The organism is Shewanella aegiceratis, assembly GCF_019457495.1.
GTDB classification, from domain to species: domain Bacteria; phylum Pseudomonadota; class Gammaproteobacteria; order Enterobacterales; family Shewanellaceae; genus Shewanella; species Shewanella loihica.
In genome coordinates this window covers 662,862-678,307 of record NZ_CP080416.1, presented here as the reverse complement: position 1 = coordinate 678,307, position 15,446 = coordinate 662,862, and the positions used below count along the sequence as shown (strand labels likewise).

The window sequence follows — 15,446 nt, the reverse complement described above, 5'->3', positions numbered from 1 at the left end:
GTCCAGTATGAGTAAAAGATATGTAATGGTGCACGACGAGAATCGCTGCATCGGCTGTCAGGCCTGTAGCGTCGCCTGTCGCAGCGAAAATGGCGTCCCCGAGGGAGTCACCCGCTTGCAAGTGCGCGTAGAAGGCCCCTTCGGCGACGCGCCGCACCTGCACTTTAAATATAACCGCGTCTCCTGCCAGCAGTGTGAGAACGCCCCCTGCGTCACCGTCTGCCCGACTGGTGCGGCCTATGTGGGCGACGATGGCCTGGTCTCCATCAAGGAAGATAAGTGCGTCGGCTGCATGTACTGTGTGGCGGCCTGCCCCTACAAGGTGCGTTTCATCAACCCTGAAACCAAGGCGGCCGACAAGTGTAACTTCTGTAAGGACACCCGCCTGGCCCGCGGCGAGCTGCCCGCCTGTGTGACTGTGTGTCCCACAGATGCACTGACCTTTGGCGATGCCAACGATCCGAGCAGCGAGGTAGCCAAACTCATCAACACCAAAGCGACCTATCAGGAGAAGACCCATCTGGGGACCAAGCCTAGGGTCTATCGCATTCCAACGAAACGTGGGGGGATACAGTCATGAACAATACCTGGGGCGATATGGCGCAATATGATCCAGTCACCTGGAACTGGGTTATCGCAGTCTACCTGTTTATGGCGGGTCTCTCGGCGGGCTCTATCCTGATAGGTATCGGCCTGCGCTGGTACAGCAAAGAGAAGGCGGTGGAGAGCGCGATTTTAAAAGCGGCGGCCATCATCAGTCCGCTGGCCATCACCTTGGGCCTGGCCTGTCTGGTGTTTGACTTGACCAAGCCGTTTGAGTTCTGGCTGATCTTGGTCAACTACAACTTCAGCTCTGTCATGTCTATCGGTGTGCTGGCGCTGCTGCTCTACTCGCCGATCGGCATCGCCTACTCACTGATCGTGCTAAGAGACGAGCTGGCCAAGTGGAAGCTGGGCTTCCTGGTTCCTGTGGCAAACGCCATCATGCCGATGCGCAAGGCGATTGAAGTTGTGCTGTTTGTGCTAGCCATAGGTGTGGGCGCCTATACCGGCTTCCTCATCTCGGCGATGAACGCCTACCCTATGCTGAACACGGCTGTGCTACCGGCGCTCTTCCTGGTGTCAGGCCTATCAGCCGGCGCGGCGGCTAATGCTATCGGCGCACTGCTGATGTTTAACACCCACAGCCATGATGCCAACCTGAACAAAATGCATGGCCTGGAACTGCCCGTGATGCTGAGCGAGATCATGTTCCTCTTCATGCTGTTCTGCGCCCTCTACTTCAAGGGCGGTGCGGCCGCGGCGGCGCTGGCGTCACTCACCACAGGTGTCTGGGCCAGCGTGTTCTGGGTCGGCGTGGTCGGTATCGGCTTTGCCATCCCGCTGCTCACCATGCTGATGCCGTCGCAGACACGTCACAGCAAGGGCGTGATGATAGCCGTGGCCTGCTGCAGCCTCACCGGCGTACTGGCCCTGAGACACTTTGTGATCTACGCAGGTCAGAGCTACATCAGCTAATCTCATCTCCACAAACGCAAAAAGCCCAGCTGATGCTGGGCTTTTTTTATCTTAACTGGCGACTACTCGTCGTCTTCGTCGAAGAAGTCGTCATCCAGATCGCTGTCGCCGGCGGCGTCACGCTCGGCGCGCCATTTCTCGGCGGCCGCTTCTTTGGCGGCAGCGGCCTCGTTACGCTCGACGCGCTGCTTGGCACGGCGCTCGTTACGCAGCATCAGGTTATCGACTATGCCCTTGAGGGTCTCTTCGCCCCAGGCGGTGGCCTCGGCTTCGCTGGCAAAGCCAGTTTGCGCCTTAGTCACCACTGTCTTGCGCGCCGTCATACGACGGGTGACTTCGGCGGTCCAGCTACCTTCGGCTTCGCTCACGCGAAGACCGTATTTCTTGTTTTGTGTCATGTTAATTTCCTAATTCGATCTTCGAGTGCAAACGTGCCGCTCATTGAGGGAAACAGCGGTCTAATATACCACTGTCGTCAGAAAGGCGGCTATTGTAGTCTCCTCTGGATAAAACTCAATCATTAGCGCGCACAAATTACGAAAAAGTTAGCCCTTTCAGCTAAGCAGAACTGGCGAATTCGATAGCACTTTGCTATCGCTTAATGTAAGCTGCACGCCCGCCAGCACGCTGGCTCCCAATTATCCGGCCCCGTCGCCCAAGAGATCCATCTATGAGTTTTACCTCCCTGGGGTTATCCGCCCCCATACTCAAAGCTGTAGCCGACAAAGGTTATCAAACCCCCTCGCCCATTCAGGCCCAGGCTATCCCAGCAGTATTGTCGGGTAAAGATGTGATGGCGGCGGCGCAGACAGGGACGGGCAAGACAGCCGGCTTTACCCTGCCGCTACTGGAACTACTCAGTCAGGGCCCCCGCGCCCGCAGCAAACAGGTGCGCGCTCTGGTCTTGACGCCAACCCGCGAACTGGCGGCCCAGATCGCCGAAAGCGTCACCACCTATGGTCAGCATCTGCCGCTTCGCAGCGCCGTAGTGTTCGGCGGTGTCGGCATCAGCCCACAGATCAGTCAACTTAAGCGCGGCGTCGATATCCTGGTGGCCACACCGGGCCGTCTGTTGGATCTCTATCAGCAAGATGCCGTGAGCTTCTCTCAGCTGGAGACACTGGTGCTGGATGAGGCCGACCGCATGCTGGACATGGGCTTTATTCACGACATCAAGAAGATACTCGCCATCTTACCGCCCAAGCGGCAGAACCTGATGTTTTCCGCCACCTTCTCCGATGAGATCCGCACCCTGGCCAAGGGGCTGGTGAACAATCCGGTGGAGATCTCGGTCACCCCGCGCAACAGCACAGCCAACACGGTACAGCAGCTGATCTGCCCGGTAGACAAAAACAAGAAATCCGCAGCCTTGGTCAAGCTTATCCAGCAAGGTGACTGGCAACAGGTCTTGGTATTTAGCCGTACCAAGCATGGCGCCAACCGTCTGGCTAAGCATCTCGAGGCCAAAGGGATCACCGCCGCAGCCATCCATGGTAACAAGAGCCAGGGTGCCCGCACCAAGGCGCTGGCTAACTTTAAGTCGGGCGACATCCGCGTTCTCGTAGCCACCGACATCGCCGCCCGTGGTCTGGATATCGACCAGCTGCCTCAAGTCGTCAACTTCGACCTGCCTAACGTGCCCGAAGATTATGTGCATCGCATCGGCCGTACCGGCCGCGCGGGCGCCGACGGCAAAGCGGTCTCCCTGGTGAGCGATGAAGAAGCCAAGCTGCTGGCGGATATCGAGCGCCTGATCGGCAAGCTGCTGCCGCGTGCTGAAGTAGAGGGGTTCGAGCCGACACACACCCTGCCCGAGACCAATCTGACGCCTAAGCGCCATGGTCAACACAAGGGACCGCGTAACCCTAAGCCTAAAAGCAACAGCCAACGCAATGGCCAACGCAGCAGCAATCGTTCAAGCAACGGCCAGGGTTCAGACAAGGCAGGCCAGCCTCGCCGCGACGATAAAGCTCAGGGCAACAAAGGGGATCAGGGCCGTCGCCGAACAGGCGCAAGTACTGGTACAAGCAAGCCTGCGAGCGAAGGTCAACAAGCGCAAAACCAAGGCAAACAGGAGCACAGGGACGGTAACGCTCCAGCACGCCGTCGCAGACGTCGTCGCCCTAGCCAGGGCACGCCTAAACCGGCCACTAATTAGTCGAGCTAGCACTTAACAAGGAACGCCTAAAAGCCTGTCATCCGACAGGCTTTTTCATATCCCCACTTAAGCATTTCGTTGCGATCGGATGACCACGGCATTGACTTATCGGGACGATTTACCGACAGTAGCCCTTAAACAGCAAGGGGCCTTTAGCGAACAGGGAGCCTTTAGCGAACAAGGAGCCGGGCATGACGACACAGAACGATCAGTATTTACAAGGCGGCTGCCTGTGCGGCGCGCTGCGTTACAAGGTGTCGGCGCAGCCGTTTGATAGCGATTACTGCCACTGCAACCAGTGCCAGAAGAGCACAGGCGCCATGGCCGCCTGCTGGATGGATTTTAAGGCAGATCAGGTCACTTGGTTACAGGGGGCGCCCAAGGAATATGCCTCCTCAGACACCATACGCCGTGGCTTTTGCCAGCAGTGCGGCACCAGCATCAGCTATCGCAGTACCGACTACCCAGATTACTACACCCTGAGCATCGCCAGCCTGGACGATGCCAACGCCATCGCCCCCAGATATCATATCTACACGGACAATCAACCCGACTGGCTGAAGATTGACGACGACATCCCCAAATACCGCCAGAGCCGCAGTGAAGGCTGAGGCGGGTTTAGAAAGAAACGACCTCTAGCGCTTCACGGCGCTAAACAGGGCGACGCAGCCCACCTGCTTGATGCTGACCCGATCAAACCTGGCGCTTAGCGCCTGGGTCAGGGTGTCGATATCGTCAGCCTGATTACAGAAGATCCCCTTCTTGTTATAGATAGCCATCAGCCTGGCCGCGAAGGCATTGGGCGTGATACCAGTGCCCAGAATTGTGCTGCCAAACAGCACAGCACCCGGCTTCATCACAGATTCGAGATGGGTGAAGAGCACGCATTTCTCTGCCATGATGCCCGGCAGGCAGTGCAGCAGATAGTTCACGCTGACCGAATCGAAGCCATCGCATGTCAGCTCAAGCGGCGCCAGGACGTTGCGGCAATAGATCTCGGGGGAGAGATGACGCACCACGGCCGAGGCCGATGCCAAGCTGTTCTCATTGAGATCCATCAAGGCGATGCGCCGGGTATGCGCGGGCAGATGATGCTTGAGGTAGTAACCAGTGCCGACGCCGACATCCAGGTGATTGGCTGAGGTCAGGGCGGCAAACTGTTCGGCGATCAGCTTTGTAGGACACTTCCACAGATAGTGATTGGAAAATCCCAGCACCCAGAGATCATAGATGGCGAGCACACTCTTAGAGTAGATCGCCTGACCCGCGACAACGGCATCTTTATTCATTTTTTCTTACATACCAATAAATTAACGAGGGCGGAATCTATACTAAAACGCCCAGCAAGGCAAAATTACCTTACGCAAAATGACCTTACTAAGGTTAACCCTGACGGCTGCCTAGCTCATCTAGTTTCACACGCTTTCTTAACCCGGTAGGGCGAATACAGCTGGGGATGTCGAGTCATGGCGTCATGGTGTCATGGTGTCATGGTGTCATGGTGTACTTATCACCTGCGGGGGGCTCATGTGCAGATACGCTTGTGAGACGCCGCAAGTACGTTCCCTATAGACTATGCCGTGACATCTGATGTGAATGGATTCACGAATGCTGCAATGACATGGATGTCATAACGCGACCCTGTCACGGACAGTTCACTAGCGTATCTACACTGGGGCTCTATCGTCTCTTCGATTTAGGGTTGATTGTGTAACTCGTACAAGCTGACTTATTTTTGGACAAAAGAATTTAGACCTTCGAATGAAGGTTTTGGTTTTTTAGCTTGTAACCTTTAGCTGCATAGGTTTTTACTTCGCTGATGGCAGCGTTGACCTTCATGGTTTTGAATTGCCTGCGGCAGGCTTATGTGCAAACACGTTTTTGGCACGCCACTAGCACTTCCCTGTGGGCTCTACGAAATCATCCCTGATTTCGAAGACCAAAAACGTGTTTACACCAGTATCTATCGTCTCTTCGATTGAACGTTAATTGTGTGGCTAGCACAATCTAACTTATTTTTGGACAGAAACGCGTTAGAGTATTTGATCAGTAACGCCGCATTAAGGTGTGAGCGACGCTTGGCTATACTTGAGCGAAGCGAAACCGCCAAGCGTTGCGAATCACTCTTAAATGCTTTGTTAGAGCTATTTTATAAACTCACAAAAGATTATTTCGTCTTTAAATTTTAATTGCTCATAAGATTGAACATTATTGAGTTTCAAGGTGTTTTTTTGGTCTGTTACACTTAGCTTATTGAAAGCTCTTTCCAGCTCTTTTTCCTTACCTACTGGGTTATAAAAAATCGACGGTTTACAAGAACCATAGCCTAGTTGATCATAGAATTTATTCATATGTGCTTCTATTTTATTTCTTTCATCTAGCACATTATTTGTTGAAACAAATGAATATGCAGCTACCCCAAATGATATTGCCATTAATAAATATACCCAAAGCATTGATGGTCGTCTTTTTGCACTTGCTAATCTTTGCATTGTAGTGGTGATCATTTTGTCACCAATTAAAATATTATTTAACTCAAAGTTTTCACTAGGGTTGTGAATTGAAACAACTATACTGTCTTCGGGAAGAATTTCTTCTATTGTAATTTCTTTTGCATCTTTATTAACATTACAATTTACAGTTATATCTCGATTTTGGGATTCTACCTCTGGTTTTAACTCAAGTTCCCCTGAATATAAAATACGAATATTTTTTTGTGCGTTCGTTGAGAAATTATCCACAGTGATATACGATGTTCTTATATCAGTCAGAAGTTCTCTATCTTCGTTATTTAACTTTTCCAAAAGCTCTTTTGGTGGGTTGTAAACTATCGGTCCAAAAAGATGGTAGCCAACGGCATTGGGTATTTCTTTATTAATATTAATTATATTTAATATAGTTCCTAACAAAGGTGTTTCCTTATAATTTTATAAACAATAGGTGATATATGACTTCGAAAATTATAACAGATTGTTTGCGTTTATATAGCCTTAATAGCTCTAACATTTTATTAGTGCGCATGCGTGTTTTCCAAACCTATTATCTACTTAACAAATATTGTAAGCATATAATTTTAAAGCCATTTATTTATACCGAAATGAGAAAACGCGCACAAATACAGGATAAAAATCGTTCAAAACTCTTGTGATTTGAATATGACTGTATAGTTATCCAGTTTTTTGGTTGGGGAGTAGTGAATTACATCACGCGGGTGTAGCGATAAAAATTTCTAGGCCAGAAAGTCTGCTCGTTACTGACCCTCCGACAACTTGTTAACTCTTTTTGGGGCAAAAATCAGTTAGTTTTCACGCTTTAGACACACCAATACCGCCAATTCGAAGAGACGTTTAGATACGGGTGTAAGCACGCTTTTGGCTCTCGGCGGCATGGACGCCGCCGTGAAGCGTATAGGGATATATTCACAGCGTGCCAAAAGAGTGCTTGCACATTCCTCCGCCGGGCAGGCGCTAGATTACAATGAAGGGTCGACCTTCAAACTCTCTCAACAACTAAACATGCTGCCAAACGCTAATCAAACAAAGAGATAGAATATCGCGATAAACAGGACCCGCCGGGCAGGCAATCAGTTTCCACGAAGGTAGAACCTTCAAACAAACTAACCCAATACCAATCCCCAGCCAAACCCCAGACAACAAAAAAGGAGCCAACCTCAGTCAGCTCCTTTTCCAATCACCGCGCTAGATTACGCGATTAATTACTTTAACTCCCACGCCCGATAACTCTTACCCTTGAGCTTGCCTTTCACAATCTTGTTGAGCGCCTTGCGCAGCACCTTGCGATCCACCGCCACGTAGGAGCGGAACTCGGTGATCTTGATCTTGCCGACTTCACTGCCCTCGATGCCGTTGTCACCGGTAAGACAGCCGAGGATGTCGCCAGGGCGCACCTTCTGCTTCTTACCGCCATCTATCTGAATGGTGACCATTCTGGGTTGCGCCGGCATGGTGTCCAGCAGGGCTTCACCTGGCAGCGCCTCACCGTCTATCTCGCGGCCAAGTGCATCTGCCAGCAGGGATAATTTGTAGCCATCTTCATGGTTGAAGAGGGTATGGGCGGCGCCCTTGCTGCCGGCGCGGCCGGTACGACCGATACGGTGGATATGCACCTCAGTGTCATAGGCCATATGGTAGTTGACCACCATGTCTAAGGCGTCGATATCCAGGCCGCGGGCCGCCACATCGGTTGCCACCATGACGCTGGCGCTCTTGTTGGCAAACTTTAGCAGCATCTGGTCGCGATCCCGCTGCTCCAGATCCCCATGCAGGGCTACCACGCTGAAGCCAGCATTGGTCAGCTTGGCCGCCACGTCCTTGGTTTCACGCTTGGTGTTACAGAAAACCACGGCGCTCTCGGGCTGATGCTTGAGCAGCAGGAGCTGCAGCGCCTTCATGCGATCGTTATTGTTACCGCACTCGTAGAAGTGCTGCTCGATACTCTCTCCGCCGTGCTGTACCTCGACCTTCACCATGAGGGGATCGATCATAAACTGCTCGCTGAGGCTCTGGATCTGCTCGGGGAAAGTCGCGCTAAACAGCAGGGTCTGACGCTCGCGGGGCACCTCTTGCATGATGGCGTCCAGCTCACGCTGAAAGCCCATCTCGAGCATGCGATCCGCCTCATCCAGCACCAACGTATCGACGTTGTCGAGATCCAAGCGGCCTCTGTCCAGGTGATCTATGATACGACCCGGCGTGCCGACGATAATGTGGGCGCCGTGTTCCAACGAGCCTATCTGCGGCCCCATGGGCACGCCGCCACATAGGGTGAGGATCTTAATGTTATGGATACCGCGCGCCAGGGTGCGCAGCTCCGCCGCCACCTGATCCGCCAGCTCACGGGTAGGACAAAGCACTAACGTCTGGATACGAAAACGCTTCACATCCAGCTTGTTGAGCAGGCCTAAACCGAAGGCGGCCGTCTTGCCCGAGCCCGTCTTGCCCTGACCTATGACGTCCTGCCCATTGAGGATCGCCGGCAGACTCTGGGCCTGAATAGGCGTCATCTGGTGAAAGCCGATAGATTTCAGGGTATCGAGCAAAGCGGGGTTAAGCGGCAGACTGTCAAAAGCCCCGCTTGGCGTAGTAGCGTCAGATTGACTCACGGTAATTTCCTAATGCTGTGCCGAGAAAAACTGAGTTAGATCAGGCACAAATAAAGCTATGTGATGGCAGCAGCCGATGAATCTTCAAGGGCGTGCGTGGATATGGCGGCGATTATAGCAGCAATCGGGCGGCAATGCGCCAATTAGACGGGGAATAAAATAAAAGCCGCCGCGAAGGATCGCGACGGCATTCAGGGTTAAACCAACCAAACTTTAGCTAATCAGCTAGGCGGTAGCCATCTCGGCATCGGTATCATTCTTGGCATCGATACGCTTGATCACGGCGCCGTAGATGATGAGTGACACCGCCGACACGCTGGCGATAGCGGCAAATACATACCAGATGTAGTGAGCATGTGCCGAAGCCTCTACCCAGGCGGCGTGGTCGCTAAAGTTACGTGGATCTGGGCAGTAGGCCTCCAACAGGTAACCCGACAGACCAAAGCCCAGCAATGAACTGATGAAAGAGTGCAGGTGCGAGAAGCCCAGGTAGAGACCCTCTTCGCCCTTAGGCGCCTGTAGCGAGAAATACTCCAGGAAACGCGGCGAGATGAAACACTCGGCCAGGCCCTGGAATACTATGCCTATGATCATCATGGCGGCGATGGGGTGCATGCCCAAGATGGTCTCACTGCCGGCAAACATGTTGCCCGAGGCCATCAGCAGCGCCGATACCGGCATGATAAACATCCCCACCGTCATAGAGGTCAGCGCGCTGCGCTTGGCCATCATACCCGTGACGAAGCTGACGCAGAGGAAGACCACCAGAGGGTTGACGTTGGCGTACCAAGACGGTGATGAGCCCTCACCGGCCATACGCAGCACATATTTTGGCATGGTGGCGTAGAGCTGATGCTGCACCATCCAGAAGCCTGTGATGATTAGAATCAGGGCTATCAATCGACCATTAGACAGCACCTTGAGCAGCGCCTGCCAGATCTCACCCAGGCTCTTGCCGGAGCGGTTCTCCTCCGTGCTCTTGAAGAAGAGCATGATGCTAAAGAAAGCGATCAGCGTCATGGTGGCGGCGAAGTAGTTTAGGTTAATCAGACCCAGGTCGCCCATGGATTCACGCAGCGGCTTCACCACTGTCTTACCCGAGAAGGCGCCAATGTTGACCATCATGTAGAAGATAGAGAAGCCCTTGGCGCGGGTCTCGGCCGTGGTCGATAGCGCCACAGTGCCTGTGATCACCGCCTTGATGAAGGAGCCACCTATCATGATGACGACCAGAATAGGCACGATCGCCCAGCGAATATCCGCCTCCTTAAGGCCGTGATATATGGTCTCCTTGCCATATTCCACCAGCCCCTGAGATTCAATAAGCGCAGGGAATATCGCCAAGGAAGCATAGCCTATGGTTAACAGGCCAAACGCCAGCAACAGGGCGCCGCGAAAGCCTATCTTGTCGGCCAAAGCGCCGCTGAAGGTGGGCAGAAAATAGAGGCCGGCCGAGAAAGAGCCCGCCAGCCAGGCGGCTTCGACGTCGCTAAAACCGAGAATACGTGACAGGTAGAGGGTGATAACGATGAACACACCGTAATAGGCCGCTCGTTCGAGCAGCTCGACGCCGTTGGCGATCCAGAAGATTCTGGGGAAGCGCGGCGCCTCTGTGGACTTAGAGTTATTATTCATTTTTAGTCTTCCAGGCAAAAAAACACCTCAAACTACCCCGAGCCGCGCCCAGACGCAACCTTAGCGTCATGATGGGGATCAATTTTTGGCAAAAGTGGGCGACAAACTCACTGAAAGACCGTAACAACTAAATGCACTCCTCTACAGGACGAGCCTAGTTCTCCATACTGAAATCTATCGATTAGCCATTAAATATCAGCAACTTCTAAATGTATTTCTCACCTGCAGATTCATCATAGTCTCCTATACTTAGGTCAGATTAGGAGAGATGCTAATGTTAAAACTCAACATCCGTCGTAAAGTCGTACTCGCCACCCTGGCCTCTGTCGTGTTATCCATCTTTTTGATCAGCCTCTATGCAATGTCCAATAGTCGGGAGATCATTCTCGACAGCACCCTAAACCGAGAATTACCAGCGGTTTTAGGTGAGGTCGCCAACGATATTGACGCCCAGTTATTGATGCCGATTACAGTTTCCAAAGTGATGGCCAATAACCTCGAATATCAGGCCATGATACGTCAAGGTGAACCCGAAGCGAGCCAGGCAACACTTATCGCTTCCCTCGCCAATATTCGGCAGCGATTTGGCGCCATTACCGCCTTTCTGGTCTCTAATACCACGGGACGCTACTTCACCCATGAAGGACTCTTTAAAACTGTCTCTCCAAGTGACGATAGAGATGCCTGGTTTTATCGCTTCTTAGGTAGCGGTAAAGATTACGATTTGAGTATCGATGTCGACGATCTCAACCAAACACCCACCCTGTTTATCAACTATCTAGTACAGATAGAGGGAAAGCCGAGCGGTGTAGCGGGCGTAGGGCTGTCACTCAACAGTCTGGCCGACAACATCAAACAATATAAGATAGGTGAACAGGGACGCGTCTATCTTACCGACGGCAATGGCCAGATAAAGATCCACGGCCAAAGCCAGTTTGCCGGCAAGCAACTGAGTGCCTTGGGCATCAAAGATCCGCAAGCATTGCTGTCTCAGCAGACCTTTGCCACCTCGGAATATGATAACAATGGTGTCGACACCCTAGTCGCCAGTCGCTACATTCCCTCAATCGGCTGGTATCTTATTGCCGAGGTCCCACAAGACGAGCTATTTGGCACCATCAATCAAGCCAGTTGGCAACTGGCACTGATGGGGCTGGTACTGGCCGCCATTATCATGTTCACCAGCGCCAGGCTGATCAACCGCCTTATCTCTCCCTTTGGCGAGCTTGCAGACATGCTGAAAAGCATTGGTGAGGGAGAGGGCGACCTCTCGCTGCGACTGGACGACAGTCGTCAGGATGAGACCGGCAGCATGGCTGCCAGCTATAACCAGTTTGTCACCTATCTCAGTAAGACACTGCAAAGCGTATCGGCAACAGCCAACGATCTGTTTCAGGCGGTCGAGCGGATCGACAATCAAGCTAAACATATGGAGCATGAGATCAACGATCAGGTCAGCAAGATAGAGCAAGTGGCAACCGCCATTCACGAGATGGGCATGACAGCCCAAGAGATCGCCAGCAGCGCCAACAATGCCGCCGAGAATGCCCAGGTCGCCGACCAATCGGTTAATCAGGGCAATCAGTCGGTACAAAATACCATAGCCTCAGTAGCAAGCATGAGTGAGCAGCTACTGACCACCAGCGAGACGGTATCTCAACTTGCAGAAGATGCCAGCTCCATCGACACTGTGCTTGAGGTGATCCGCGGCGTGTCGGAACAGACTAACTTGCTGGCACTGAACGCAGCAATCGAGGCTGCACGAGCAGGCGAACAGGGCCGCGGCTTTGCGGTAGTGGCTGATGAAGTCCGCACACTGGCTTCTCGCAGCCATGCCTCTACCGAAGATATTCGTCACATCATAGAGAAGCTACAGGCGAAAACGACCGAGGTGGTCAACGCCATCGGCCAGAGTACAAACCAGAGTCAACAGAGCCAACAGGAAGCCAGCCTCTCAGGCGAACACCTGCACAGTATCGCCGAAAACATTCAGGCCATGAGCGAGATGAGTATGCAGATCGCCACGGCGACGGAAGAGCAGTCCAACGTTGTTGGTGAAATCAATCCCCATGTCACAGCTATTGCCGATATCTCACGCAGCAGCAGTGACGTGGTTCGCCAGACTTCACTCGATTGTAGCGATCTGAGAGAGATGGCGGTACAACTCAACGAACTGGTGTCTCGCTTTAAGTTTTAATCTCGAAGGCGCCGGGCAATAATCTCGGCGCCGTCGTATAAAAGCGATTTTATCGCTATCATGTGTGCCACTTATCCCCCAAACAATAGACACACAGAAAATGAGCCAAGCCAACATCAGCAAACAGCAACTCATCGACCAGCTCACCGCCTGGCAGCAGGGCAAGATAGATAACGAAGAGTTACAGGACTGGATGGTGACCCATTATGATCCCGACGAGGTCTGCATAGGCCAGGGGGAATGCGAATGGACTGTGGAGGCGATGAACATAGTGATGAACGAATATGAGATCGCCAAGACGGAGAAGTTCAGACAGGAAAATGCCCAGCTGGCGATCGACTTCATCCTCGCCGATGAGGCGCGCTTCAATCAGACCCGCCACCTGTTTCTACAACAGGGTTTTCACGACTAACTTTTTCACGACTAAGTTTTTCACGACTAGGCTTTTCACGCCTAAATAGCGTTAGGGCTTAAACACCCCGATAACTGCGCCTGTGGCCTGCTTGGCCACCTCGGCCTCGGCCTGCTGCTCTCGGTAATCGCACTCGACGCACTCGACCGTCTCAACTCCCTGCTCCTTAAACAACACTATGCTGTCCTGGGCATGACACTTGGGGCACTTGGCTCCGGCAACGAAACGCTTCTTGACTCTGACTCTACTCACGCTTGACTCAACCTGTTGGGATAAAAACTCTGTCGATGGGGCCATTTTGCCACAAGGTGCGGCAAAACACCCTATCGGATTCAAAATGTCCCGGCTAAAGAGTGGCAAGCCATACCCCAACTGGGCTATCATCCCAAGCCTATTAATCCTTAGCTATGCATCAAGTCGACCTCAATGATCACCATTACCCAAGCGCAACTTATTCGCGGCTCCAAGACCCTATTGGATGAAGCCTCTCTGACTGTCTACCCCGGCCACAAGGTCGGCCTGGTGGGTGCCAACGGCACGGGCAAGTCATCTCTGTTTGCGTTGATCATGGGACACCTCAGCCTGGATAAGGGCGAGATCAGTGTGCCCACGGGCTGGCAGATCGCCACAGTTGCCCAGGAGACGCCGGCGCTTGAGGTGAGCGCGCTGGAATATGTGATCGACGGCGACCGCGAATATCGCGAGCTGGAAGAAGCGCTACACAAGGCACAGCTGGAGGATAACGGCCATCAGATCGCCCTGCTGCACGGCAAGATAGACGCCATCGGCGGCTACAGCATCCGCGCCCGCGCCGCCAGCCTGTTGGCAGGTCTGGGCTTTAGTGAGGCCGAGCAGCAAAATCCGGTGAAAAGCTTCTCGGGGGGATGGCGCATGCGTCTCAACCTGGCCCAGGCGCTGCTGTGCCGCTCCGAACTCCTGCTGCTGGACGAACCCACCAACCACCTCGACTTGGACACCATGTACTGGCTAGAGAGCTGGATCAAGGCCTATCAGGGCACGCTGATCCTCATCAGCCACGACAGGGACTTTATCGACGCCATCGTCGACGAGATAGTGCATGTTGAGCATCATAAGCTCAACTACTACAAGGGCAACTACACCGCCTTCGAACGCATCCGCGCCGAACGCATGGCCCAGCAACAGGTGGCCTATGAGCGCCAACAGAAAGAGCGCGCCCATATGCAATCTTTCGTCGACCGCTTCCGCTACAAGGCCAGCAAGGCCAAGCAGGCCCAGAGCCGTCTCAAGGCGCTGGAGCGGATGACTGAGCTGCTGCCCTCCAAGGCCGACAGCCCCTTCTACATGGCGTTTCGCGCCCCCGAGGCCCTGCCCAACCCGTTGGTGAAGATGGAGCAAGTCTCCGTCGGCTATGGCGACAAGTCGATCCTCAACCATGTGCACCTGAACCTGGTGCCAGGTGCCCGCATCGGCCTGCTCGGTCGTAACGGCGCGGGTAAGTCGACGCTTATCAAGCTGCTGGCCGAACAACTCAAGCCCATGAGCGGCCTGTATGAGCCAAATCCCGGCCTCAACATAGGTTACTTCGCCCAGCATCAGCTGGAGTTTCTGCGCCTGGATGAGTCGCCGCTACAGCACCTGACGCGACTCGCGCCAAACAACAGGGAGCAGGAGCTGAGGGACTTCCTCGGCGGCTACGGCTTTAACGGCGACATGGCCCTGTCTCCGGTTCGCCCCTTCTCCGGCGGCGAGAAGGCCCGTCTGGTGCTGGCGCTGCTGGTGTGGCAACGCCCTAACCTGTTGCTGCTCGATGAGCCCACCAACCACCTGGATCTCGAGATGCGTCACGCCCTGACCATGGCGCTGCAGGACTTCGAAGGTGCCATGATCATCGTATCCCACGATAGACACTTGCTGCGCCTGAGCTGTAGCGACTACTACCTGGTGGATGGCGGCGAGGTGAAGAGCTTCGACGGCGACCTGGACGACTATCATCAGTGGTTGCTGGACGCCGCCAAGGAGGCCAACAAACCGGCCGCCCAGGATGATGCGACACCGGCCCAGGACAAGAAGCTGCAGAAACGACTGGAGGCGGAGCTGAGACAGAAGCTGTCACCGCTGAAGAAGGCTCAGGCAAAGCTTGAGAAGATCCAACAAGATTGCAGCGACAAGCTGGCCGAGCTGGAAAACCTGCTCGCCGACACCAGCCTGTATGAGGCCGACAACAAGGCCAAGCTCACTCAGATCCTAGCCGAGCGGACCCAGCATACTCAACAGCTTGAAGAGAGCGAGATGGAGTGGCTCGAGCTGCAAGAGAACATAGAGACCATAGAGCAAGAGGCCAAGCTGCAAAGCTAACTATCTTGGCTAAGCCTCTAGCTCGACCATTACCTAAGGAAAAACCTAAGCGATACAAGGATGAAGT

13 protein-coding genes are annotated in these 15,446 nt (G+C 53.5%); 7 read left to right on the top strand and 6 right to left on the bottom strand.

Annotated elements, in window-relative coordinates; all coding sequences use genetic code 11:
* Positions 1-7 precede the first annotated feature (7 nt).
* Together K0H80_RS03075 and nrfD are read left to right on the top strand one after the other, a co-directional pair.
* On the top strand, positions 8-580 hold the full coding sequence (locus K0H80_RS03075; RefSeq protein WP_011864413.1) for a 4Fe-4S dicluster domain-containing protein: 573 nt from the start codon (positions 8-10) through the stop codon (positions 578-580).
* Positions 577-1,518 (top strand): NrfD/PsrC family molybdoenzyme membrane anchor subunit, encoded by a 942-nt coding sequence (nrfD, locus tag K0H80_RS03070; RefSeq protein WP_220073052.1) that lies wholly within the window; start codon positions 577-579, stop codon positions 1,516-1,518. The genes K0H80_RS03075 and nrfD overlap by 4 nt, the downstream gene beginning before the upstream one ends.
* Positions 1,519-1,580: 62 nt before the next feature.
* Here the strand turns inward: nrfD and K0H80_RS03065 are convergent, their stop codons facing one another.
* Positions 1,581-1,916: a DUF3622 domain-containing protein gene (locus K0H80_RS03065; RefSeq protein WP_011864411.1), complete on the bottom strand. Its 336-nt coding sequence runs from the start codon at positions 1,914-1,916 to the stop codon at positions 1,581-1,583.
* Between the two features lie 272 nt (positions 1,917-2,188).
* On the opposite strand from K0H80_RS03065, the gene K0H80_RS03060 reads away from it, so the two are divergent.
* Positions 2,189-3,676 (top strand): DEAD/DEAH box helicase, encoded by a 1,488-nt coding sequence (locus K0H80_RS03060; protein ID WP_220073051.1) that lies wholly within the window; start codon positions 2,189-2,191, stop codon positions 3,674-3,676.
* A 191-nt stretch (positions 3,677-3,867) separates the two neighbouring features.
* Positions 3,868-4,287 (top strand): GFA family protein, encoded by a 420-nt coding sequence (locus K0H80_RS03055; protein ID WP_220073050.1) that lies wholly within the window; start codon positions 3,868-3,870, stop codon positions 4,285-4,287.
* A 24-nt stretch (positions 4,288-4,311) separates the two neighbouring features.
* On the opposite strand, the gene K0H80_RS03050 is transcribed toward K0H80_RS03055, so the two are convergent.
* From K0H80_RS03050 to K0H80_RS03035, 4 genes are all read right to left on the bottom strand, one after another.
* The gene (locus K0H80_RS03050; RefSeq protein ID WP_220073049.1) at positions 4,312-4,965 is read right to left on the bottom strand and encodes a methyltransferase domain-containing protein; all 654 of its coding nucleotides are present in this window, start codon (positions 4,963-4,965) and stop codon (positions 4,312-4,314) included.
* A gap of 855 nt (positions 4,966-5,820) precedes the next feature.
* A complete protein-coding gene (locus K0H80_RS03045) occupies positions 5,821-6,585 on the bottom strand; it encodes a hypothetical protein (protein ID WP_220073048.1) in 765 nt (254 codons plus the stop codon).
* Positions 6,586-7,391: 806 nt separating this feature from the next.
* On the bottom strand, positions 7,392-8,798 hold the full coding sequence (gene dbpA / locus K0H80_RS03040; RefSeq protein ID WP_220073047.1) for an ATP-dependent RNA helicase DbpA: 1,407 nt from the start codon (positions 8,796-8,798) through the stop codon (positions 7,392-7,394).
* 225 nt (positions 8,799-9,023) lie between these two features.
* The gene (locus K0H80_RS03035) at positions 9,024-10,433 is read right to left on the bottom strand and encodes an MFS transporter (protein ID WP_220073046.1); all 1,410 of its coding nucleotides are present in this window, start codon (positions 10,431-10,433) and stop codon (positions 9,024-9,026) included.
* A gap of 274 nt (positions 10,434-10,707) precedes the next feature.
* Between K0H80_RS03035 and K0H80_RS03030 the strand changes: the two genes are divergently transcribed.
* Positions 10,708-12,630, top strand: coding sequence for a methyl-accepting chemotaxis protein (locus K0H80_RS03030; RefSeq protein ID WP_220073045.1), 1,923 nt, complete (start codon positions 10,708-10,710; stop codon positions 12,628-12,630).
* Between the two features lie 100 nt (positions 12,631-12,730).
* Entirely contained in the window at positions 12,731-13,042 is a 312-nt protein-coding gene (locus K0H80_RS03025; RefSeq protein ID WP_220073044.1) for a hypothetical protein, read from the top strand.
* Positions 13,043-13,093: 51 nt separating this feature from the next.
* Here K0H80_RS03025 and K0H80_RS03020 read toward each other — a convergent pair whose 3' ends face one another.
* Positions 13,094-13,294: a YheV family putative zinc ribbon protein gene (locus tag K0H80_RS03020; RefSeq protein ID WP_011864400.1), complete on the bottom strand. Its 201-nt coding sequence runs from the start codon at positions 13,292-13,294 to the stop codon at positions 13,094-13,096.
* A 174-nt stretch (positions 13,295-13,468) separates the two neighbouring features.
* Between K0H80_RS03020 and K0H80_RS03015 the strand changes: the two genes are divergently transcribed.
* Positions 13,469-15,379 carry an ABC transporter ATP-binding protein gene (locus K0H80_RS03015; RefSeq protein ID WP_220073043.1) on the top strand — a complete coding sequence of 637 codons (1,911 nt, stop codon included), beginning with the start codon at positions 13,469-13,471 and terminating at the stop codon, positions 15,377-15,379.
* Positions 15,380-15,446: the final 67 nt, after the last annotated feature.

Coding starts and splice junctions, on each gene's coding strand:
- K0H80_RS03075 (WP_011864413.1), top strand. CDS start 8: ATGAGTAAAAGATATGTAATGGTGCACGACGAGAATCGCTGCATCGGC.
- nrfD (WP_220073052.1), top strand. CDS start 577: ATGAACAATACCTGGGGCGATATGGCGCAATATGATCCAGTCACCTGG.
- K0H80_RS03065 (WP_011864411.1), bottom strand. CDS start 1,916: ATGACACAAAACAAGAAATACGGTCTTCGCGTGAGCGAAGCCGAAGGT.
- K0H80_RS03060 (WP_220073051.1), top strand. CDS start 2,189: ATGAGTTTTACCTCCCTGGGGTTATCCGCCCCCATACTCAAAGCTGTA.
- K0H80_RS03055 (WP_220073050.1), top strand. CDS start 3,868: ATGACGACACAGAACGATCAGTATTTACAAGGCGGCTGCCTGTGCGGC.
- K0H80_RS03050 (WP_220073049.1), bottom strand. CDS start 4,965: ATGAATAAAGATGCCGTTGTCGCGGGTCAGGCGATCTACTCTAAGAGT.
- K0H80_RS03035 (WP_220073046.1), bottom strand. CDS start 10,433: ATGAATAATAACTCTAAGTCCACAGAGGCGCCGCGCTTCCCCAGAATC.
- K0H80_RS03030 (WP_220073045.1), top strand. CDS start 10,708: ATGTTAAAACTCAACATCCGTCGTAAAGTCGTACTCGCCACCCTGGCC.
- K0H80_RS03025 (WP_220073044.1), top strand. CDS start 12,731: ATGAGCCAAGCCAACATCAGCAAACAGCAACTCATCGACCAGCTCACC.
- K0H80_RS03015 (WP_220073043.1), top strand. CDS start 13,469: ATGATCACCATTACCCAAGCGCAACTTATTCGCGGCTCCAAGACCCTA.